This window comes from Variovorax beijingensis (assembly GCF_003951285.1).
GTDB lineage: Bacteria > Pseudomonadota > Gammaproteobacteria > Burkholderiales > Burkholderiaceae_C > Variovorax > Variovorax beijingensis.
The window spans coordinates 105,796-125,053 of sequence record NZ_RXFQ01000003.1 but is presented as its reverse complement, the minus strand read 5'-3'; the positions used below and the strand labels follow the sequence as shown (position 1 = coordinate 125,053).

24 protein-coding genes are annotated in these 19,258 nt (G+C 69.2%); 12 read left to right on the top strand and 12 right to left on the bottom strand.

The annotated features are described in order from the left end of the window. The first annotated feature begins 51 nt into the window (after nucleotides 1-51). On the top strand, nucleotides 52-411 hold the full coding sequence (locus EJO66_RS06055; protein ID WP_124958188.1) for a hypothetical protein: 360 nt from the start codon (nucleotides 52-54) through the stop codon (nucleotides 409-411). A 9-nt stretch (nucleotides 412-420) separates the two neighbouring features. Here EJO66_RS06055 and EJO66_RS06050 read toward each other — a convergent pair whose 3' ends face one another. The 4 genes from EJO66_RS06050 to EJO66_RS06035 are packed head-to-tail and all read right to left on the bottom strand — an operon-like array spanning nucleotide 421 to nucleotide 4,794. Beyond that, nucleotides 421-2,661, bottom strand: a complete 2,241-nt coding sequence (locus tag EJO66_RS06050; RefSeq protein ID WP_240648516.1) for a xanthine dehydrogenase family protein molybdopterin-binding subunit — start codon at nucleotides 2,659-2,661, stop codon at nucleotides 421-423. Between the two features lie 2 nt (nucleotides 2,662-2,663). Continuing rightward, nucleotides 2,664-3,659, bottom strand: a complete 996-nt coding sequence (locus tag EJO66_RS06045; protein WP_125964757.1) for an FAD binding domain-containing protein — start codon at nucleotides 3,657-3,659, stop codon at nucleotides 2,664-2,666. Beyond that, a complete protein-coding gene (locus tag EJO66_RS06040; protein ID WP_164547774.1) occupies nucleotides 3,652-4,314 on the bottom strand; it encodes a (2Fe-2S)-binding protein in 663 nt (220 codons plus the stop codon). The genes EJO66_RS06045 and EJO66_RS06040 overlap by 8 nt, the downstream gene beginning before the upstream one ends. A 24-nt stretch (nucleotides 4,315-4,338) precedes the next feature. Beyond that, nucleotides 4,339-4,794: a DoxX family protein gene (locus EJO66_RS06035; RefSeq protein WP_124958190.1), complete on the bottom strand. Its 456-nt coding sequence runs from the start codon at nucleotides 4,792-4,794 to the stop codon at nucleotides 4,339-4,341. A gap of 141 nt (nucleotides 4,795-4,935) precedes the next feature. On the opposite strand from EJO66_RS06035, the gene EJO66_RS06030 reads away from it, so the two are divergent. The 4 genes from EJO66_RS06030 to EJO66_RS06015 all read left to right on the top strand — a co-directional run bounded on the left by EJO66_RS06030 (nucleotide 4,936) and on the right by EJO66_RS06015 (nucleotide 8,409). Continuing rightward, a complete protein-coding gene (locus tag EJO66_RS06030) occupies nucleotides 4,936-5,847 on the top strand; it encodes a LysR family transcriptional regulator (protein WP_125964756.1) in 912 nt (303 codons plus the stop codon). A gap of 94 nt (nucleotides 5,848-5,941) precedes the next feature. Beyond that, a complete protein-coding gene (gene trhA, locus EJO66_RS06025; RefSeq protein WP_125964755.1) occupies nucleotides 5,942-6,562 on the top strand; it encodes a PAQR family membrane homeostasis protein TrhA in 621 nt (206 codons plus the stop codon). A 90-nt stretch (nucleotides 6,563-6,652) separates the two neighbouring features. Then, complete coding sequence (locus EJO66_RS06020; protein WP_185738288.1) at nucleotides 6,653-7,090, top strand: helix-turn-helix domain-containing protein; 438 nt, start codon at nucleotides 6,653-6,655, stop codon at nucleotides 7,088-7,090. A 17-nt stretch (nucleotides 7,091-7,107) separates the two neighbouring features. Then, a complete protein-coding gene (locus EJO66_RS06015; protein WP_124958194.1) occupies nucleotides 7,108-8,409 on the top strand; it encodes a UDP-N-acetylglucosamine 1-carboxyvinyltransferase in 1,302 nt (433 codons plus the stop codon). A 21-nt stretch (nucleotides 8,410-8,430) separates the two neighbouring features. On the opposite strand, the gene bla is transcribed toward EJO66_RS06015, so the two are convergent. Beyond that, nucleotides 8,431-9,330, bottom strand: coding sequence for a class A beta-lactamase (gene bla, locus EJO66_RS06010; protein ID WP_124958195.1), 900 nt, complete (start codon nucleotides 9,328-9,330; stop codon nucleotides 8,431-8,433). Between the two features lie 165 nt (nucleotides 9,331-9,495). On the opposite strand from bla, the gene EJO66_RS06005 reads away from it, so the two are divergent. The 7 genes from EJO66_RS06005 (at nucleotide 9,496) to EJO66_RS05975 (ending at nucleotide 13,761) form a co-directional block, all read left to right on the top strand. After that, the gene (locus EJO66_RS06005) at nucleotides 9,496-9,837 is read left to right on the top strand and encodes an ArsR/SmtB family transcription factor (protein WP_124958196.1); all 342 of its coding nucleotides are present in this window, start codon (nucleotides 9,496-9,498) and stop codon (nucleotides 9,835-9,837) included. 29 nt (nucleotides 9,838-9,866) lie between these two features. Beyond that, on the top strand, nucleotides 9,867-10,403 hold the full coding sequence (locus EJO66_RS06000; RefSeq protein ID WP_124958197.1) for an SRPBCC family protein: 537 nt from the start codon (nucleotides 9,867-9,869) through the stop codon (nucleotides 10,401-10,403). A 125-nt stretch (nucleotides 10,404-10,528) separates the two neighbouring features. Further along, nucleotides 10,529-11,170 carry a CDP-alcohol phosphatidyltransferase family protein gene (locus EJO66_RS05995; RefSeq protein ID WP_125964754.1) on the top strand — a complete coding sequence of 214 codons (642 nt, stop codon included), beginning with the start codon at nucleotides 10,529-10,531 and terminating at the stop codon, nucleotides 11,168-11,170. Nucleotides 11,171-11,204: 34 nt separating this feature from the next. Next, on the top strand, nucleotides 11,205-11,783 hold the full coding sequence (locus EJO66_RS05990; RefSeq protein ID WP_206168834.1) for a glutathione S-transferase family protein: 579 nt from the start codon (nucleotides 11,205-11,207) through the stop codon (nucleotides 11,781-11,783). Between the two features lie 14 nt (nucleotides 11,784-11,797). Continuing rightward, nucleotides 11,798-12,439: a histidine phosphatase family protein gene (locus EJO66_RS05985; RefSeq protein ID WP_124958199.1), complete on the top strand. Its 642-nt coding sequence runs from the start codon at nucleotides 11,798-11,800 to the stop codon at nucleotides 12,437-12,439. Nucleotides 12,440-12,484: 45 nt separating this feature from the next. Then, on the top strand, nucleotides 12,485-13,447 hold the full coding sequence (locus EJO66_RS05980) for a DnaJ C-terminal domain-containing protein (RefSeq protein ID WP_124958200.1): 963 nt from the start codon (nucleotides 12,485-12,487) through the stop codon (nucleotides 13,445-13,447). A 2-nt stretch (nucleotides 13,448-13,449) separates the two neighbouring features. Beyond that, entirely contained in the window at nucleotides 13,450-13,761 is a 312-nt protein-coding gene (locus EJO66_RS05975) for a chaperone modulator CbpM (protein WP_185738289.1), read from the top strand. Between the two features lie 33 nt (nucleotides 13,762-13,794). On the opposite strand, the gene EJO66_RS05970 is transcribed toward EJO66_RS05975, so the two are convergent. The 7 genes from EJO66_RS05970 to EJO66_RS05940 all read right to left on the bottom strand — a co-directional run bounded on the left by EJO66_RS05970 (nucleotide 13,795) and on the right by EJO66_RS05940 (nucleotide 19,206). Further along, a complete protein-coding gene (locus EJO66_RS05970; protein ID WP_124958319.1) occupies nucleotides 13,795-14,439 on the bottom strand; it encodes a DUF2894 domain-containing protein in 645 nt (214 codons plus the stop codon). A gap of 10 nt (nucleotides 14,440-14,449) precedes the next feature. Beyond that, the gene (locus EJO66_RS05965) at nucleotides 14,450-15,106 is read right to left on the bottom strand and encodes an OmpA family protein (protein ID WP_124958202.1); all 657 of its coding nucleotides are present in this window, start codon (nucleotides 15,104-15,106) and stop codon (nucleotides 14,450-14,452) included. Further along, nucleotides 15,106-17,196 (bottom strand): DUF802 domain-containing protein, encoded by a 2,091-nt coding sequence (locus EJO66_RS05960; RefSeq protein WP_124958203.1) that lies wholly within the window; start codon nucleotides 17,194-17,196, stop codon nucleotides 15,106-15,108. Before EJO66_RS05960 ends, EJO66_RS05965 begins: the two co-directional genes overlap by 1 nt. Beyond that, the gene (locus EJO66_RS05955; protein WP_124958204.1) at nucleotides 17,189-17,884 is read right to left on the bottom strand and encodes a DUF3348 domain-containing protein; all 696 of its coding nucleotides are present in this window, start codon (nucleotides 17,882-17,884) and stop codon (nucleotides 17,189-17,191) included. Before EJO66_RS05955 ends, EJO66_RS05960 begins: the two co-directional genes overlap by 8 nt. Nucleotides 17,885-18,011: 127 nt before the next feature. Beyond that, nucleotides 18,012-18,527, bottom strand: coding sequence for a DUF2867 domain-containing protein (locus EJO66_RS05950; protein ID WP_240648515.1), 516 nt, complete (start codon nucleotides 18,525-18,527; stop codon nucleotides 18,012-18,014). Between the two features lie 14 nt (nucleotides 18,528-18,541). Beyond that, nucleotides 18,542-18,769 carry a DUF7661 family protein gene (locus tag EJO66_RS05945; protein WP_124958206.1) on the bottom strand — a complete coding sequence of 76 codons (228 nt, stop codon included), beginning with the start codon at nucleotides 18,767-18,769 and terminating at the stop codon, nucleotides 18,542-18,544. Next, on the bottom strand, nucleotides 18,766-19,206 hold the full coding sequence (locus EJO66_RS05940) for an NUDIX hydrolase (RefSeq protein ID WP_240648514.1): 441 nt from the start codon (nucleotides 19,204-19,206) through the stop codon (nucleotides 18,766-18,768). Before EJO66_RS05940 ends, EJO66_RS05945 begins: the two co-directional genes overlap by 4 nt. Nucleotides 19,207-19,258: the final 52 nt, after the last annotated feature.

Sequence of the window (19,258 nt, the reverse complement as noted above, 5' to 3'; positions counted from 1 at the left end):
GGCACGCAGGGTGCCGTTCGTCTTTTTGTCCTCATCGAAAAAGGAGCACCCATGGCCGTCGAATGCAAACTGCTCGCCACCCCCTTGATCGGACGCGTGTGGCAAGGCCGCACGCCAATCGCGCGGGCCGACGAATACCTGCGCTACAGCTTCGAGCATGGCATCCAGGAGATCGCGAAGAAGCCCGAATGCCTGGGCGTGCAGTACTTTCGCAAGCTGAACGGCGGCACCGCCGAGTTCAGGACCGTCTCCTACTGGCAATCGATCGAGCACATGCATGCGATGCATGCGCAGCGCGGCGATCCGCTGCGCGTGGCGCCGCTGCCGCGCGATGCCGAGTTCCTGCTCGAGCTGCCGGAATTCGTGGACATCGTCGAGGTGCACGTCAACTCGTTCGGCACCGGCAGGTAGCCTCCGGCCCTAGCTTTCGAGCAGGTCCTCCAGCCGCAGCGGCAGCCGGCGCAGGCGCTTGCCGGTGGCATGGAACACCGCATTCACGATGGCGGGCGCCACGCCGACCATGGCCACTTCGCCCAGGCCTTTCACGCCCATGGCGTTGAGCCGCGTATCGGGCTTGCCGACAAAGTCGACATCGATGCGGCCGATGTCCGCCGCCACGGGCAGCACGTATTCCGCAAGGTCCGCGTTGAGAAAGCCGCCGTAGCGCGCATCCACCTCGCTCGCCTCGCGCAAGGCGGCGCCAATGCCCCACACCACGCCGCCTTCGACCTGGCTGCGCGCGGTGCGCAGGCTGGCCACCGTGCCGCAGTCGGCCACGCTGAGCACGCGCGGCACGCGGATGCGCCGCGTGGTGGGTTCGATGCGCACCTCGACGAAGTGCGCAATGAAGCTGAAGGCGACGAAGTCGGGATACACCGGCCCCGCCGCGGCGGGCAGGCCGCCGGTGAGCCGGCCGAAGACCTGCTCGGGCTGGCCCGGCGCGCGCATCCGGCTCTCGGCCTCGGCAAAGGGACGGCCGGAAGCCCGCAGCAGCGCGACGGCCGTGGCCCCGTTCGCCCCAGCTTGCGCACCGGCGTTCTGCCGCAGGTCGTCCATGAGCCGCTGCGCGGCTTCCTTCACCGGCGGCAACGCGGTGGCCGTGCCCCAGGAGCCGGCGGTCAGGTGCTGCGGCGCGGCGGTGGTGTCGCCGACCAGGATCTCCACCGCGGCCACAGGCGCGCCGAGCACGCGCGCCACCGTCAAGGCAATGGCGGTGCGGATGCCCTGCCCCATCTCGTGGCCGCCGACCGCCACCCGCACCGTGCCGTTCGCGTCGAGCCGCACCTTGGCAATGGCCGGGGCAATGGCCGCCTTGTAGGCACCGGCCGCCACGCCCCATCCGATGAGGCTGCCGTCGGGCGCGCGCATCGAGCGCGGCACCATCGTGCGGCGCGCCCAGCCGAAGGCACTGCTTCCCTTGGCAAGGCACTCGGCCAGGTGGCGCGACGAAAAGGGCTTGCCGCTGATCGGGTCGACGGCCGTGTCGTTCGCCAGGCGGAACGCGACCGGATCGCGGCCGAGCGCGTAGGCCATCTCGTCCACCGCGCTTTCGAATGCGAAGGCGGCCGGATGCTCGAACGGCGCGCGCATGTAGCCGGGCGTCTGCACGTCGGTGCGCACGAGCCGCTCTCGGCCGAGGAAATTGCCGATGCCGTAGAGCCGCGCAGTGATCTCGGTGCCGTTCGAAGGAAACAGGTCGTGGCGCGAGGTCTGCTGGTCGATCTCGTGGATGGCGGCGACCAGCTTGCCGCCGCGGTCGGCGCCCAGCCGCACACGGTGGCGGCTCGCCGGTCTGAAGCTCGCGTTGTGGAACAGCTGGCTGCGCGACAGCACGAGCTTGACCGGCCGGCCCAGCGCGCGCGCCGCAATCGCCACCAGCGCGGTGTGCGACTGCAGCGAATTCTTCTGGCCGAAACCGCCACCCACCGTGGGCGACAGCACGCGGACCCTGGCGGGTTCGATGCCGAGCTGCTTCGCCAGGCCATGGCGCACGCTTTCGGCATTCTGGGTCGGCTCATGGATGGTGAGCACGCCGTCGGCGCTCCACTCGGCCACGGTCGCGATGATCTCCATCGGGTTCTGGTGCTGCACCGGCAGCTCGTACGCCGCATCCACCGTGAAGGCCGCGCCCTGGAGCGCGGCCTCGGCATCGCCCGCGCGCCGGTCGGCGAACATGGGCTGCGGCAGCAATGCCGATTGCGCCTGCGGCTGGGCTTCGGGCGCATCGATGGTCGCCACGAAAGGAATGGCGGCGCAGGTCACAGCCACCAGCGCCGCGGCCTCGCGCGCTGCCTCGGGCGTGTCGGCGACCACCATGGCCACGGTCTGTCCGCGGTAGGCAATCTGCGGCGAGCGCAGCGGATGAAAGCTCTGGAAGCCGAAGCCGCCGCCCATCAGGAAGCCGCCGGTGTCGAAGCTGCCGATGTTCTGGTGCGTGAACACCGTGCGAACGCCGCGCACGCGCTGCGCCGCCGCGGTGTCGATGGCGGTGACGCTGCCGCGCGCAATGCGCGACGGCACCAGCGCGGCATGCAGCAGCCCCGCGCGCGCATCGTCCGCCGCATAGCGCGTGGCACCGCGCACCTTGTCGCGCGCGTCGACGCGCTCGGCACCCGCGCGAGGCGTGCGCTTCGCCATCACTGTCTTGAGGCTCGTTGCCATCTTCAGCTCCTTTCCCTGGCCAGCATCAGCGCATCGGTCACCGTTTCGATGCCGAGCGCCACCTTGAACGCGTTGTGCTCGAGCGGCTTCGCGCCCTCGAAGGCAAGCTCGGCGGCGCGCCGCGCGGCCGCGCGCGTGAACGGCTGGCCGACCAGGCTGCGCTCGGCCTCTGCCGCGCGCCACGGATGCGTTGCCACGCCGCCGAGCGCGATGCGCGCATCGGCCACGCGGTTGCTCCTGAGCTCCAGGGCCACAGCCGCCGAGGCGAGCGCAAAGGCGTAGGACTCGCGGTCGCGGATCTTGTGGTACGTGGAGCCCCGCCCGATCGACCGGCGCGGCACGCGGATGCGCACGATCAGCTCGTCGGCCGCGAGCACCGTTTCCAGGTGCGGCGTGGCGCCCGGCGCGCGGTGCAGTTCGCGCACCGGCAGCGTGCGTTCGCCGCGCGGGCTGACGGTATCGACCAGCGCATCGAAGGCCACCAGCGCAACGGCCCAGTCGCCGGGATAGACGGCCACGCAGGCGTCGCTGCCGCCAAGCACCGCATGGCCGCGGTTCTGGCCGCCCACCGCCGAGCAGCCACTGCCAGGTACGCGCTTGTTGCAGGCGAATTCGGGTCCGCCGCGAAAGTAGGCGCAGCGCGTGCGCTGCAGCAGGTTGCCGCCCACCGTTGCCATGTTGCGCAGCTGCTGCGAGGCGGCCTTCCAGAGCGACTCCGACAGGGCCGGAAATTCGCGCTGCACCACGGCGTTGTCCGCCACGTCGCTCATGGCCGCGAGCGCGCCGATGCGCAGCTCGCCGCGGCTCGCGGTGTCGACGTCGCGCAGGCCTTCGATGCGGGTGATGTCGATCACCGTAGCCGGCGCTTCCACGCCGAGCTTCATCAGGTCGAACAGCGTGGTGCCGCCCGCGAAGTAGCGCGCGCCGGGCTGGTTCCGTGCGAGCAGCTGCACGGCTTCGCCGGTGCTGCGCGGACGCAGGTAGGCGAAGTCATGCATGGCGGCTGCCCTCCATGCGGCTGTCCATGCGGCGCACATGCGGCGCGGCCTCGCGGATCGCTTCGAGGATGCCAGCGTACGCGCCGCATCGGCAGATGTTGCCGCTCATGTATTCGCGGATCTGCGCGTCGCTGGTGGCATGGCCTTCGCGCACGCAGGCAATGGCCGCCATGATCTGGCCGGGCGTGCAATAGCCGCACTGCAGCGCGTCATGGTCGACAAAGGCCTGCTGCATCGGATGCAGCAGGCCTTCGGGCGACTCGATGCCCTCGATGGTGGTCACGGCGCAGCCGTCGGTCTTCACGGCCAGCGTGAGGCACGAGGCCACGCGGCGGCCGTCCACGTGCACCGTGCAGGCACCGCACTGGCCGTGGTCGCAGCCCTTCTTGGCGCCGGTCAGGCCTATCTGTTCGCGCAGCACGTCGAGCAGCGAGGCGCGCGGCTCCAGCTTCAGTTCATGGGGCCTGCCGTTGATGGTGACGCGGGTCTCCCGGGCGCCCGTGCCGGGGCCGGGTGCCGCGCTGCCGGCTTCCGCGGCCGCACTGGCGCCGGCCGAAGCCGCGGCGCCCGCGCCGGCTGCCGTGGTCATCATGAACATGCGGCGGTTGACGGCAGGCAACGGGCCTGTTGCGTTCTGCAGGGAGGGATGGCTCATGGGGCTTTCCTTTTTCCTGCCTCTTCAGAATTCGCGGCCGAGGCGTGCATCGACCGACACAGGGCCGCTGCCGCGCGCCGCGATGCCGAGCGCGACGAAGACCAGCATCAGCGGGTATTCGTAGCCGCGGTCGATCCAGGGGAAGGTGGGTGCCAGCAGGTAGCTGATGACCAGCATCTGCACCACCACCATCGGCGCGACGATGCGTGTCAGGAAACCCAGTGCCAGCATCAGCCCGCCGACGCCTTCGAGCAGCGCGATGAACCAGCCGATCAGCGGTGCGAAGGGCAGGTGCAGCACGTTGGCGATCAGGTTGACCGAGCCGGCCATCGGATCGGCCATGCTGCCGTGGCTGCGGCCCAGCAGCTTGGGGATGCCGTGGGTCATGAGCATCAGGCCGAACGCGATGCGCAGCAGCGCATAGCTCAACGGCTCCAGCCGGTCATAGAGGCTGCGCAGCCGTGGAAAGATCAGTTGCATGGAGAGCGCTCCTGGGTCGAAGGGGTTGCGGGGAAGCGCCTCGAAGATGGCGCGGGAGAAAGTCTCTCTGTTCTTCCTGTACGAATAAATACACGAATCTCGCCAATACAATTCAATGAGACTCAACAATCAAGAAGAACCATGGACCGCTTCGACGCCATGCAGCTGTTCACCCGCATCGTCGACCTGGGCAGCTTCACCCAGGCCGCGGCCGCACTCGACATTCCGCGTGCCACGGCCACGCATGCCATCAAGGAGCTGGAGGCCAGGCTGCATGTGCGGCTGCTGGAGCGCACGACGCGCCAGGTGCGCACAACCGTCGACGGCCAGGCCTTCTACGAGCGCTGCCGCCATCTGCTGCGCGAGCTCGAGGAGGCCGAGTCTTCGCTGGCGGAGCTCGCGATCAACCCGCGCGGGCGCCTGCGCATCGACATCCACGGCGCGCCCGCGCAGGCGATCGTGCTGCCGCGCATCCAGGAGTTCCATGAGCGCTATCCGCACATCGAACTGGCCATGGGCAGCGGCGACCGGCTGGTGGACCTGGTGCGCGAAGGCGTCGATTGCGTGGTGCGCGCGGGCGAGCCCAAGGATTCGTCGCTGGTCACGCGCCGCCTGGCACTGCTGCCGCAAGTGACCTGCGCGAGCCCGGGCTACCTGGCCGCGTACGGCACGCCCACGCGGCCGTCCGACCTCACCCGGCACCTGGCGGTCAATTTCTTCTCGGCCTCGCGGCCCGAGGTGTTCCCGTACGAGTTCATGGTGGACGGCAAGCTCGAGACCTTCATGCTGAAGGACTGGATCAGCGTCAACAACGCCGATATCTACAAGAGCTGCGCCGAACAGGGCTGCGGCATCATCCAGGTGCCGCGCTTCAACGTGGAAAACCAGTTGCGCGAGGGCTCGCTGGTCGAGATCCTCCCGCACACGCCCTGCCCGCCGATGGTCTATTCGGTGCTGTACCCGCACCACCGCCAGCTCTCGCCGCGCGTGCGGGTGTTCATCGACTGGATCGCGCAGCTCTATGCGGAGCGCTTCGGCAGTGCGGCCGCATAGGCACCGACGAGGTGGTCACCGCGCAGTCACGGGGCGCACCTAGCATCCGCAGGCCCTTGCCGCCATCCACCCAGACTGCACCCCACCCCACGCGATGTACCCCGGCGAACGGCTCAACGGATACAGCCATCTGCTGGGCCTGGTGCTCGCACTCGCGGCCACAGCGCTGCTGCTTGCCAAGACCTTGCCCACCGGCGACGCCGCGCGGATTGCCGGTGCGCTGGTGTTCTCGCTCTCGGCGGTGTTGCTGTATGCGGCCTCCACCCTGTTCCACAGCACGCGCGGACGGCGCAAGCGCTTCTGGGAGCGCGTGGACCACTGCGCCATCTACTTGCTGATCGCGGGCACCTACACGCCGTTCGCGCTGGTCACGCTGCACGGGCTCTGGGGCTGGCTGCTGATGGCCGCCGTGTGGGGCTCGGCCTTCTTCGGCATCGGGCGCGAGCTGCTGCAGGCCAGCAGCGAGGCCTCGAAGCCGCCGCTGGCGCTCTACATCGCCATGGGCTGGCTCGGCGTGCTGGCGGCGGTGCCGCTGGCCGCGCGGCTCGACAGCGGCGGACTTGCGTGGCTGCTGGCCGGCGGCGTGCTCTACACCGTGGGCACGGTGTTCTATCGCAACCGGCGGGGCTTCCGGCATGCGCACGGCACCTGGCACCTGTTCGTGCTCGCGGGCACCGCGAGCCACTTCGTGGCCGTCGGCTGGTTCGTGCTCTGATGCGCAGCCGCGGGCGAGCAGCCCCTGCCGTAAGCGCCTGTTACCACCTCTCGCGGGGTTTCGCGTCGTGAGATGTGCACAATGCGCCCCATGCCAAATATCGCCTCCATCCTGAAATCCGAGATTTCCCGTGTCGCCCGCAAGGAAGTTCGCGCGGAGATCGAAACGCTCAGAAAAGCCTCCACGCTCCACCGTGCCTCGATCGCCGCATTGCGCCGGCAGGTCGAAAAGCTGGAGAAGGAATTGCGCCGCGCCACCAAGACCGTGGCGCGCGCTGCTCCCGCGGGCGATGCCGACGAAGCCGCCGAGTCGGGCCCGCACCGGCGATTCAGCGCGAGCCGGCTGGCCGCGCACCGCGGCAAGCTCGGCCTCTCGGCGGCCGCCTACGGCAAGCTGGTGGGCGTGACCGGCCAGACCATCTACAAGTGGGAGCAAGGCAAGGCCAGGCCGCGCAAGGCCCAGCTCGAAGGACTGGCCGCCGTGCGGGGCCTCGGCCGGCGCGAAGTGGCCGAGCAGCTGAACGGATAAAGCGGCCGCGCTCTTCCATGTCCAGCCTCATCGTGCACGGCGGCACGCCGCTTCGTGGCCGCATCGCGCCTTCCGCCAACAAGAATGCCGTGCTGCCCGTGCTGTGCGCCACGCTGCTCACGCGCGAGCCGCTGCGCCTGCACGGCGTGCCCGACATCACCGACGTGCGCAAGATCCTCGACATCTTCCGCAGCCTGGGCAGCGAGGCGCGCATGGACCACGCCACCGGCACGCTGGAGCTGCACCACCGCGACACGGCGTTCGATGCCGCACGCGACCGGCTGCCCGAGGAAATGCGCTCCTCGATCATGCTGGTGCCGCCGCTGCTCGCGCGCTTCGGCATTGCGCGGCTCGAAGACAACGTCAAGGGCTGCACGCTGGGCGTGCGCGAGATCGATCCGCACGTCGATGTGTTCCGGCGTTTCGGCGGCGAGGTCGAACGCGCCAGCGGCTCGCTGCTGGTGCGCTGCGCCGGGCCGCTCGTGCCCGCGCAGCATTGGCTCGACTACGCCTCCGTCACCACCACCGAAAACTTCGTGCTGTGCGCGGCGGCGGCCAACGGCAGCTCCACGCTCACCAATGCCGCCTCCGAGCCGCACGTGCAGGAGTTCTGCCGCTTCATGGCGATGCTTGGCGTGCGCATCGAGGGCATCGGCACCTCGCGGCTCACGGTGCACGGCGGCGGCGCACTGGGCGGCGGGGAATTCCGCTTCGACGAGGACTTCCACGAGATCACCACCTTCCTTGCGCTGGGCGCCATCACGGGCGGCGACGTGGTCGTGCGCAACAGCGCGCCCGAGAACTTTCCGCTGATCGACCGCACCTTCGCAAAGTTCGGCGTGACGGTCACGCACGCAGACGGCTGGTCGCGCGCCATCAGCAACGGCCCGCTCAAGGTGCAGACGCCTTTCACCAGCAACGTGCTCACCAAGGTGGAAGCGGCGCCGTGGCCGTACTTTCCGGTCGACCTGCTTCCGATCTTCATTGCGCTGGGCGTGCGTGCCCAGGGCAATGCGATGTTCTGGAACAAGGTCTACGACGGCGCGCTGGGATGGACCGGCGAACTGTCGAAGTTCGGCGCCCACGTCTTCTCGTCGGACCCGCACCGGCTCATCAGCTTCGGCGGCAGCCCGCTGACGCCGGCCGTGGTCGAGAGCCCCTACATCATCCGCGTGGCGATTGCGCTCTTCATGGTGGCGGCAAGCATCGAAGGCCGCTCCGAAATCCGCAACGCCGCGCCGATCCGCCGGGCCCACCCGCGCTTCGCCGAGAACCTGCGCAGCCTGGGCGCGCAGGTGGAGTGGACGAGCGAGGAGTGAGCCAGGCGAACGCGGGCCGGTTCAGCCCCGCAGCGCATCCGCCGCGATGCGCGCCGCCGACGCGATGACGTCGTTGCGGCCCTGCGCATCGGGCGTGGGAAAGGTCAGGTAGACCGCCATCACCAGCGGGGCGCCGGCCGGCGGCCACAGCACGGCGATGTCGTTCACCGTGCCGTAGGAGCCGGCGCCGGTCTTGTCGCCCACCTTCCAGTCGGCCGGCACGCCCGCGCGGATGCGCGTGGCGCCGGTGGTGTTGCCCAGGAGCCAGGCCTCGAGCTGGCTGCGCTGCGCCGCACCGAGCCCGTCGCCCAGCACCAGCCGCTGCAGGCTCGCGGCCATGGCCTCGGGCGACGTGGTGTCGCGCGGATCGCCCGGAATGGCGCTGTTGAGCTCGGTCTCCCAGCGGTCGAGCCTGAAGACCGGGTCGCCGATGGAGCGCGCGAATTCGGTCACGGCGGACGGGCCGCCGAGGATCTTCATCAGCAGGTTGGCCGCGGCGTTGTCGCTGTACTGGATGGTGGCGGCGCACAGCGCGGAAACCGTCATGCCCTGCCCCAGGTGCTTCTCGGTGATGGGCGAGTTGGGAAGAATGTCGCTCCTCGCGTAGCTCACGCGCCGCTCCAGCAGGCCGGGCTCGCGGCTGCTGCGCGCGAGGATGGCGGCGGACGCCATCATCTTGAAGGTGCTGCACATCGGAAAGCGCTCGGTGGCACGGTGCTGCACGCGCGCGCCGGTGGCGGTGTCGAAGGCCACCAGGCCGAGCCGCCCGCCCACGGAGCGTTCGAGGGCCGCGAGCTGCGCCTCGGCCTTCGAAAACGTGGCGGCCTGCGGCCCCTTGGCGGACCATGCGGTACAGGCGCTGGCCAACGGCAAGGCGGAGGCGGCGAGCAGGAAGGTGCGGCGATTGGCGAAGGATGTCATTGATTTTTTCTGCGAGTGGATGGAACGACGGCCATCGTAGGAGCGCCATCGCGCAGGCTCCAGCGCCGGGCGGCGCAGCCGCGTCTCGCCTGTATCGGGTGTAACCGCAAAAATCATTCAACTTATCGGTTGAATTATTTTTGAGGCATGACTATATTCAACCTCATGGTTGAACTAGATGACGAACGGCTCGACGCCGTGTTCCATGCCCTGGCCGACAGCACGCGCCGCACCATGCTGCAGCTGCTGGCCCAGGGCGAATGCAGCGTGGGCGAGCTCGGCGCGCCGTTTCGCATGTCGTTCGCGGGCGCATCCAAGCACGTCAAGGCGCTGGAGCGCGCGGGCCTGGTTTCCCGCACGGTGCAGGGCCGCGCGCACGTCTGCCGGCTGGAGCCGGCGGCGCTCGCATCGGCCAACGCATGGCTGCGCTACTACGAAGGCTTCTGGAACAACCATCTGGACGCGCTGGAGAAGGAACTGCGGCGCAAAGCATCCCGCGGCAAGTGAAGTCCCCATTCTTTTTCAAGGAGCAAGCCATGACCAAGAGCCAACTCGGAACCCTGCTCGAACCCGGTACCCTGCGCATGGAGCGCACCCTGCCCGCCTCCGTCGAGCGCGTGTGGGCCTATTTCGTCGACCCCGACAAGCGCGCCGCCTGGCTGGCCGGCGGCACCATGGCCGAGGAGCCCGGCAGCGTGTTCGAGCTGCGCTTCGACCACACCCGGCTCTCCGGCGAAGTGGCCCCCGAGCGCTTCAGCGCCTGCCGCAGCCCCATCCTCCAGAAATCGCGGGTCGTCGAATTCGAGCCGCTGAAGCGCCTGACCATCAGCTGGGGCAGCGAAAGCGCCACCGCCTCGCAGGTCAGCTTCGAATTCACGCAAGAGGGCGACGCCACCCACCTCGTGCTCACGCACCGGCGCCTGCCCGATCGCAAGGAAACCCTCAGCGTCTCCAGCGGCTGGCACGCCCACCTCGACGTGCTCGACGACCTGCTGCACGGCCGCAAGCCGCGGGGGTTCTGGACCAACCATGCGGCACTCGAAAAGGCCTACGACGAACGGCTTGCGGCCTGAGCGGGCGAAAGGCCGCGCCGCCCCATCCGGCGCGGCCGGCCCCCTCCGGAGTCGGATGGCGACTACAGGCAAGCGCCCGCGCTTGCGTTAAGGTGCGGAGCATTCGCCGACTCCGAAGCACCCCCATGGCCACCACCCCTTCCCCCGTCCCGGTCCGCAAGCATTTCTCGATGATCCGCGGCTTTCACCTGGCCGACGCATTCACGCTCGGCAACGCGGCGTGCGGGGTGGGCGCGGTGTTCCTTTCGATGGCCTTCATGGCGAGCCAGTCGCTCGCGCAATTCCTCTGGGCCGCGGCGCTCGCGCCCGCGGCCTTCGTGTTCGACGTGTTCGACGGGCGCATCGCGCGCTGGCGGCAAACGCATTCCGCGCTGGGACGCGAACTCGATTCGCTGGCCGACGTGATCTCCTTTGGCGTGGCGCCGGCCGCTCTGGCCTTTGCCGCGGGCCTGGACGGCGGCTGGGACTGCGTGCTGCTGATTTATTTCGTGTGTTGCGGCGTGAGCCGGCTCGCGCGCTACAACGTCACGGCCGAGGCGCTTTCCGCGGGCGCCGACAAGGTCAAGTATTTCGAAGGCACGCCCATTCCCACCAGCGTGGTGCTGGTCGGCGTGCTGGCCTGGGCCGCCTGGCAGGGCCGCATCGGCGATGCGGTGTGGGGCGGCGCCTGGATGCTCGGGCCCTGGCAGCTGCATCCGCTCACGCTGCTCTTCGCGCTGTCGGGCACGCTGATGATCAGCAAGACGCTGCGAATTCCCAAGTTCTGACCGTCTGTCCATCCATTCCAAGGAGCCCCTTCCAATGATGAAGCTGTATTTCGATCCGCAAAGCCGCTCGCAGGTTGCGAAATGGATGCTCGACGAAGCCGGCGTGGACTACGAGATCGTGCCGACCCTCATCAAGGAGAAGGCGCACAAGAAGCCCGAGTACCTGAAGATCAACCCCTCGGGCAAGCTGCCGGCACTGGTCGACGGCGGCACCCGCGTGTTCGAGAACGCGGCCATCTGCATGTACGTGGCCGAGAAGTTTCCCGAGGCCGGACTGGCCCCGCCGGTGGGCTCGCCCGACCGGGGCCGCTACCTGTCGCTGATGGTCTATTCGACGGCGCAGCTCGAACCCTCGATGGGCGACAGCCTGCTCGGGCTGCACAGCGACAACAGCGCGCGCGGCTGGACCAATTTCGAGGAGGCCAAGGATGCGGTGGAGCGCGAACTGGGCGATGGCCCGTATCTCTTCGGTGCGCAGTTCACCGCGGTCGACGTGATGATCGGTTCGATGTTCATCTGGCACCGCGCCTTCGGCGGGCGCTCGAACCGGCCCAAGATCGATGCCTACATCAATCGCCTGCAGGCGCGCCCCAAGGGCATGAAGTTCGGCTGAGCCACACTCCACCCATGTCAAAGGCACCTTTCCCCCACGGCGCGGCCACCGGCCTCGACCAGCTGGTCCGCATTGCCGCCGAGCAGCCGCTGGCACCGGCCTGCGACCACTTCTACTTCCTGCGCCACGGCCAGACCGGCCGCAATGCGCAGCGCATCTTCCAGGCCGTGGACGAGCCGCTGAGCGAGCTCGGCCTGCAGCAGGCCGCGCGCGCCGCCCAGCTGCTGGCGGGCGAGCCGATCCGCACCATCGTCTGCAGCGACGCCCGCCGCGCGCACGACACGGCGCATGCCGTGGCCACCGTGCTTCGCCTCGTGCCCACGCCGCAGGCGGCCCTGCGCGAGCGCAACTTCGGCGCGCTCATCGGCACCTCGTCGGCCGAGATCGACTGGGCCTGCGAGCCCGAAGGCGGCGAAACCCTGGCCCAGTTCGTGGCCCGCAAGCGGCTCGCGCTGGACGCTGCGCTGGCGCAGCCCGCGCCGGTGCTGGTGGTGGCCCACGGGGGCACGCTCTACGCACTGGCGGCGCTGATCGGCCTGCCCATCGACCTGGCCCTGCTCGGCAATGCGCAGCCATTGCGTTTTTCGCGCAGCGGCCCCACATGGGCCGTGACGCCGCTGCTGCGGCATGCCGACGGCGATTCGAGCCTGGCCTGAAGCGGCCGGCAGGCGTACCGTTCGGCATCCACACCACCGAAAAACATGGAATTCAAGGACTACTACAGCGCCCTGGGCATCGACCGCACCGCGTCCGACGACGAGGTGCGCAAGGCCTACCGCAAGCTCGCGCGCAAGTACCACCCCGACGTCAGCAAGGAGCCCGACGCCGAGAAGCGCATGCGCGACATCAACGAAGCCAACGACGTGCTGCGCGACAAGGAAAAGCGTGCCGCCTACGACGCGCTGGCCGACCGCGTGGCGCGCGGCGGCCGTCCCGAGGGCGACTTCCAGCCGCCGCCGGGCTGGGACGCCGGCTTCGAATTCCACCGCGGGCCGAACCAGGGCCCGGCCGACCACGCCGAATTCAGCGAATTCTTTTCGTCGCTCTTCGGCGAGGCCGAGCGGCGCGGCGCGGCAAGGCGCAACTACCGTGCACGCGGCGAAGACCATCATGCGGCCATCGAGATCGCGCTCGAGGATGCGCTCAACGGCGCCGAGCGCGAGATCACGCTGCGCGCGCAGGAGCTCGACGCGCAGGGCCGGCCCACCTTCAAGACGCGCACGCTCAGCGTCAAGATTCCGCCGGGCGTGCATCCGGGGCAGTTCATCCGGCTCGCTGGCCAGGGCATGCCCGGCCATGGCGGCGAACCCGCGGGCGATCTGTACCTGGAGGTGCGCATCGCACCGCACAGGCTCTATCGCATCGAGGAACGCGACCTCTACATGACCTTGCCCGTCACGCCGACCGAAGCCGCGCTCGGTGCGCAGGTCAAGGTGCCCGTGCCCACCGGCGGCGTCGTCGAGGTGACCGTGCCGCGCAACGCGCGCAGCGGCCTCAAGCTGCGGCTCAAGGGCCGCGGCCTGGCCGGCAAGCAGACCGGCGACCTGTACCTGCTGCTCGAGATCGCGCTGCCGCCGGCCGACAGCGAAGCCGCGCGCAAGGCTTACGAGCAGCTGGCGCAGGCGTCCGCTTCGTTCAACCCACGCCAGCATCTGGGAGTGTGAGCATGGCGACCGTTTCCGTGACAACAGCCATCAGTGCTTCGCAGCCGCTCGCCGCCAGCGAGCTGGCCCATGCCTGCGGCGCCGATACCGAGTGGGTGGTGCAGCTCGTCGAGGTGGGCATCGTGCAGATATCCACGGCCGAGGCGCCGCCCGAGCACTGGCGGTTCTCGAGCACCGACCTGCAATGCGCGCTCGAGGCGCGCCGCCTGGAGCGCGACTTTGGCGTGGGCCTCGATGCCGCTGCGCTGATCCTCGACCTGCAGCACGAGGTGCGGCGGCTCAAGGCCGTGATCCGGGCGCACGGGCTTCGCTAGCCGCTGCAAAGCAGGAGCGAAAGCAGGCGCAGATCAGCCCGGCTTGCCGCGCGTTGTTTTCTTCTGGCCTTCGGCGCGCGGCGCATTCGCGGCCGCCGCCGGGCCGTTGCTGGCGTTCAGCTGATCGACCCACATCAAGGTGTCGACGTACGACATGAACCGGTTGAGGTATTCGGGCGACAGCTCGTGCATCAGCATGAGGGACCGGTGCACCAGGTGGTGCGAGTTGAGCGGGCCCGCGTTCTCCGGCACCTTGGCCAGCGACTGCGTCAACCGCCGGTCGGCACTGAGCCGCGACCACGTGCTCCTGAAGTAGCGCAGCGTCTTGAGCTCGGGGGTGGCGGGTGCAGCGTCGTCGGCCGCCGCGCCATCGCCTTGCAGCGGCGCCTGCCGCGCCATGTGCTCCACGAGTTCCGCGAGCGGCCCGCGGGCAAGACGGGCCGCCTGTTTCGCGCTGCCATCTGGAACGGCCGAAGCACTGTCAACGCACTGGGCCTTTTCAAGCTTCTCGCGATACGCCGCCAGCAGCGCGGCCAGCCGCTCGTCGAGCATGCGCCGCGCATCGCCTTCATGGACAGCCGCGCGCCTCGCAAGCGCCTCGATGAAGCGAAAGCGCACGGGATCACGGCGATGCCCGCCTTGCGCGCGCCATGCATCGAGCACCGCCGCCGGGTCCATGCGACTGCCGCTACTCACGGGACTTGGTGCCGGCGCCAGCCTGCCTGGGCGTGGGCGCCATCTCTACGCGCCGGTTCTTCGCGCGCCCTTCGGCATCGGCATTGGACGCCACCGCCTGCTCGGAGCCGAAGGCCGCGGCAAACACCGATGACGAGGGAACGCCCTCCTCGATCAAGGCCCGCGTCACGGTCAATGCGCGCTGGGCCGAGAGCTCCCAGTTGTCGGCGAACGGCCGGTTGCCGTCCTTCGACTGCCGCATCTGCCGGTCGTCGGTGAAGCCGCTCACCATCAGGACCTCGTCGCGCGCCCGCAGGTAGGCGCCCACGGGCGCGGCCAGGCTCTTGAGCACTTGCCGGCCTTCGGGCTGCAGGTCGGCCGAGTTGAAGGCGAACAGCACGCTGCCGCTGATGCCGATGCGCCCGTTGTTCAGCGTGACGCGGCCCGCCGCGAGCGGCCCGGCCAGCGCCTGCTCGAGCGCCTCGCGGCGCTGCGTCTCCGCCTGGCGCTGCTGCACTTCGGCCTGCAGCCTGGCCGCCAGGTCCAGCTGCATGCCGAGCGCGCCCACGAGGATCAGCACGAAGGCACCGACCAGCCCCGACATCAGGTCGCCGAAGACCGCCCACACCGGCACGCTCGGCTCCAGGCCGGCGTCGAGATCGTCGCGCATCACGCTTCGCTGCCCACGGCGGCCTGCCGGCTCGCGATCTGCTGCAGGTCTTCGACGATCTGCTTCTGCGACATGATGCTCAGGTCGATGACTTCCCTCGCCTGCGCGACGTAGTAGGCCAGCTGCTCGTCGCTGCGCGCGATGGACTTGCCCAGCGCGCCCTCGACGCGCTGCAGGTGGGCCACCAGCTTGTCGTTCGATTCGCTGAACAGCTGCACGGCAAAGCCGAAGGCCTCGCCAAGGCTTGCCACTTCGACGGCACTGCCGGTGATCTGCGCGGCGACCGCGGCCATCTTTCCGGTTTCCTCGTCGACCTTGTCGGTGAAGCGGCTGCCCACGCGGTCCAGCACGTCCGCCGATGCACCGACCAGCGCATCGACCGCCGAGCGCTGCTCGGTGGAGGCGTGGTTCACGGCATCGAGCAGGGTTCCGAGCGTTTCCATGATGCGGCTGCGTTCTTCCAGCATCGCGTTGTCGCGCGCCATGCTGTCGGACAGCTTCTGGCGCAGCTCGGCCACCACTTCGGCCGCCACCCGCGGCGCTTCCGATGCGGCCTGCAGCAGCCGGGCGATCTCGCCGACCGTGTTCTTCGCGTGTGCCTCGGCCTGGGTGGACATGTCGCGCGCGGTCTGCGCGAGCGCGTCGAAGAGCTGCTGCTGCTGGTCCGCCGTGTGTGCGCCGGCCTGCTGCCACTCCTGCTGCAGCGATGCCGACACCGTGGCCAGCGCCTGCGTCCAGGCCGACAGACGCTGCTCGTCGCGCGCTGCGATGTCGGCCTGCAGCGTGGCATGCGCCTCTTCCACGGTGCGCAGCAGCGATGCCGAGTGCTGCTCGAAGCCGGCCGCCGCCGCGACGAGCGACTGCTGCGCCTCCTGCGACAGCTTTTCGCTGACGCGCTGGTGCTGCGCGAGCGCGCTGCCCCAGGTGTCCGACACGCCGGCCGCCGTTCTTTCCAGCCGGGCCGAGACGCCCTCCACCAGCGAGGCCGAACGCTGCTCGAAGGTTTCGGCAAAGCGGTCATGCGAAGCGCGCAGGTCGCTCGACAGCGCCTCGGAGCTGCGCTGGTGCTCGGCGAGCGCCGCCTGCCAGGTGCCCGCCACGCTGGCGGTGGTGGCCTCGAAGCGGCTCGAAAGGCCGTCGAGCTGCTGCTGCACGGTGCGCGCCACGGTGTCGTGCAGCGAGGCCGTCTCGCGCGCGATGCCCGCCATGGTGGCCTCGACCACCGGCTGGATCGTCGCGCCGGCGAGGCGCGCGCTTTCGCTCAGGCTCTGCTTGAGCGACTGGTCGACCGAGGAAGCCAGCCCGGCATACACGGCCTCGGCCTTGGTGTGGAACTGATCCTGGCCGGCGACAAGGCGCTCGTTCAGGGCCTGGCTCTGCCGCTCCATCGCCGCCATCATGGCCTGCAGCTGGTCGACCAGCCGCGGCATCTGGTGGGCCTGCTGCTCGAGCAGCTGGAACGAGGCCTCGCGCCGGTGCGCCAGCGAGTAGGCGCGCAGCGTGGTGGCGATCCTGCTGTCGAGCATCTGACCGGCCTGCAGCCGCTCGCGCCGGCACAGCGCCGAGGCCAGCCCCAGCATCGCGGAAGCGGCCACGCCAGCCACCGAGGTGCCGAACGCCAGCCCCAGTCCCTTCACGGGCGCCGACAGCGAGGCGCGGATGGCCGACAGGTCCGTCGCGCTTTCCAGCGCCATGCCGGTGCCATTCAGCGTGACCACCATGCCGAGGAAGGTGCCCAGCATGCCCAGCAGCACCAGCAGTCCGGCCAGGTACGGCGTGAGCGCCGGGCCCGGCAGGCCGACGCGCTCGCCCTCGATGCGAAGGCGCACCGCGTTGCGCAGCGTGGGATGCAGCCGGTCGAGCCAGGCGCCCAGGCTCGCGGGCGGATCGGAAAGATCCGCCACGGCACGCGACAAGGTGGCGGTGGCCTGCTGGAAGCGATGCAGCTCCAGCGCTCCCATCAGGTAGAACGCGCCGACCAGCATCGTGACGGCGAGCGCCAGCGTGTGCGAGCCGATGTATCCAGCCCCGACCCAGCAGACGGCGGCCAGGCCCGCGACAAAAACAGCGTAGTGAAGAAATCTATTCATGGCACTCTGGTTGCCTCATGCGAAGGGCTTCGAGCAGCCCTTCGACCGGTTGAAATCGGAAATCGAGTTCGGCGAGCAGCACGTTCTTCATGTCCTTGCGGAACACATGCAGCCACTCGCCGGCCCCCGCCTCGCCGTCGGGTTCGCCCATCGTCTCCGGGCTGGCCTGGCGCAGGCGCGTGAAATGCTTTTCGAGCAGCGCGGGTACGGACGCGAGCAGGCTGTGCTCGCGCGCCGCCAGCACCTGCTCCATCACCACGTCCACGGCCGCGAGCCGGGCCATGGCTGGCGACCTGGCCGCCAGCAGCGCCCGCAAACGGCCGCGCAACGGGCCGATGCCCGCTTCCATGGCCTGTTGCAGCGTGAGATGGCGGCGGCGAAACGGCGTGAAGTCGACGGCTGCCGCGACAGCGCCGTCTTCGGCCACGGCTTTTGCCAAAGCGGCTCGCGCACGGACGCATTCGCGCTCCTCGGCGCTCGCGGAAGCCCGCGCGCGCGAAGGCGCCGCCGCCGCCACGGCGCCATCGAGCGCCGCCGACAGCGAGATGGCGTCGGTCCAGCCGAACCATTGGCTCAATCGATCCGCGGTGGCCTGCCGGGGTTCGCGGACGTCGGCGTCGGTCAGCCGAGAAAGCAAGCGAACAAGCGCCGAGCCGTTGAAAACTGTGCGCTGTGAAACTTGCGCCATACCCGCCAGAACGAAAAACCTGGCAGTCTACACCGGCATCTCCCCTCGGCCTCCCCGCTCCGCTGCGCTTGCCAGAACGGAAAGTTCAAGCAAACGTTCCAGGCGGTAACCAGGCGTTCCGCCGAGTTCAGGCCCCCACCTCCGCGGGCCACCCCGAGCGCGCCGCGCGCTCGAGCGCAGAACGCACCACCCGCCGATGGAACGGCGCGATCAGCCGGATGTAGTTGCGGCCGAAGAGGTTGTGGCAGTGCACCACCGTGACGGCAGTGAGCGAATCCCCCGCCACGGAGCGCATCACCGAAACGCGGAAATCCAGGTGCCGGTCGTCCTCGCCCAGCACCACCTCGTTGGCATGCGTTTCATAGATGCGAAAAAAGCCGACGCGCGGCGCATCGCCCGGCGTGCCGGCACGCAGCGCGCTGGCCGTCTTGAGGCCGAAGCCGCCGACCAGGCGGTCGCGCAGCGCCAACAGCGCGTTGACCCAGGGGGCGGGACGCTCGAACGCAAAGCGCACAAGCGCCATCACGTCGCGGGTGGCGCCCGGCGGCAGGTCGATGGCAAAGGCGTCGGCCAGGAAGGCGCCGCGATAGAGGCCAGCCACGCGCGCGCCCGAGGGCAGTGCCTCGCGGCGGGACTTGTGCAATCGATGGTGGTTTGTCATTGGAAGATCTCGAAGACATCGCCGTTGGTCGGCGTCGCCTGCTCGTGATAGATGTCGTAGAGATACTGCGAAAGCTCGGCGCGGCTGAGGTCGGACGGAATTGCCAGCTGGATCCTGCAGCGCTTCCCATCCGCCCCCTTCAAGTAGCTGATCCAGCAGTCTTCCACCCTTTCGATGGCCACGATCCGGCCGAACACATTGAACAGGTAGCGCTCGCCGCTCATGGGTATTCACGCTGGATCGCGTGCGAGAAGACCAGCGGATCGGCCGCGAGCGAGGCCGGAAGAAAGGTCGGGCGCAGGTTGACGGCCGCCAGTTCCGTGATGGGAAACCAGCGAAATTCCAGATCCAGGTGACTCTCGATGCCCCGGTAGCTCCGCGCCTTGTCGAGATGGGGCGAATCCTCGGGCAGCGAGACGAGAAAATAGAACCCGATCTCGTGGTTGCGCCGGCCTGCGAGGTCGAAGAAGTTCTCCGCCACATGAAGAAGCCGGCCGCATTCGACTTCTTCGCCAAGCTCCTCCCGCATCTCCCGCACGATGGTGGCCGAGGCCTCTTCGCCCACTTCGACCCTGCCGCCCGGCAAGGCCCAGTAGCCGTCGCCCGGCGCCCGGTGAAGCAGCGCGCAGCCCGCATGAAGGATGACCGCGGCGGCCCGCACCTGAAAGCGCTGGCCGTGGAGATGGACTGAGATCATGAGGGCTCGAGTATCG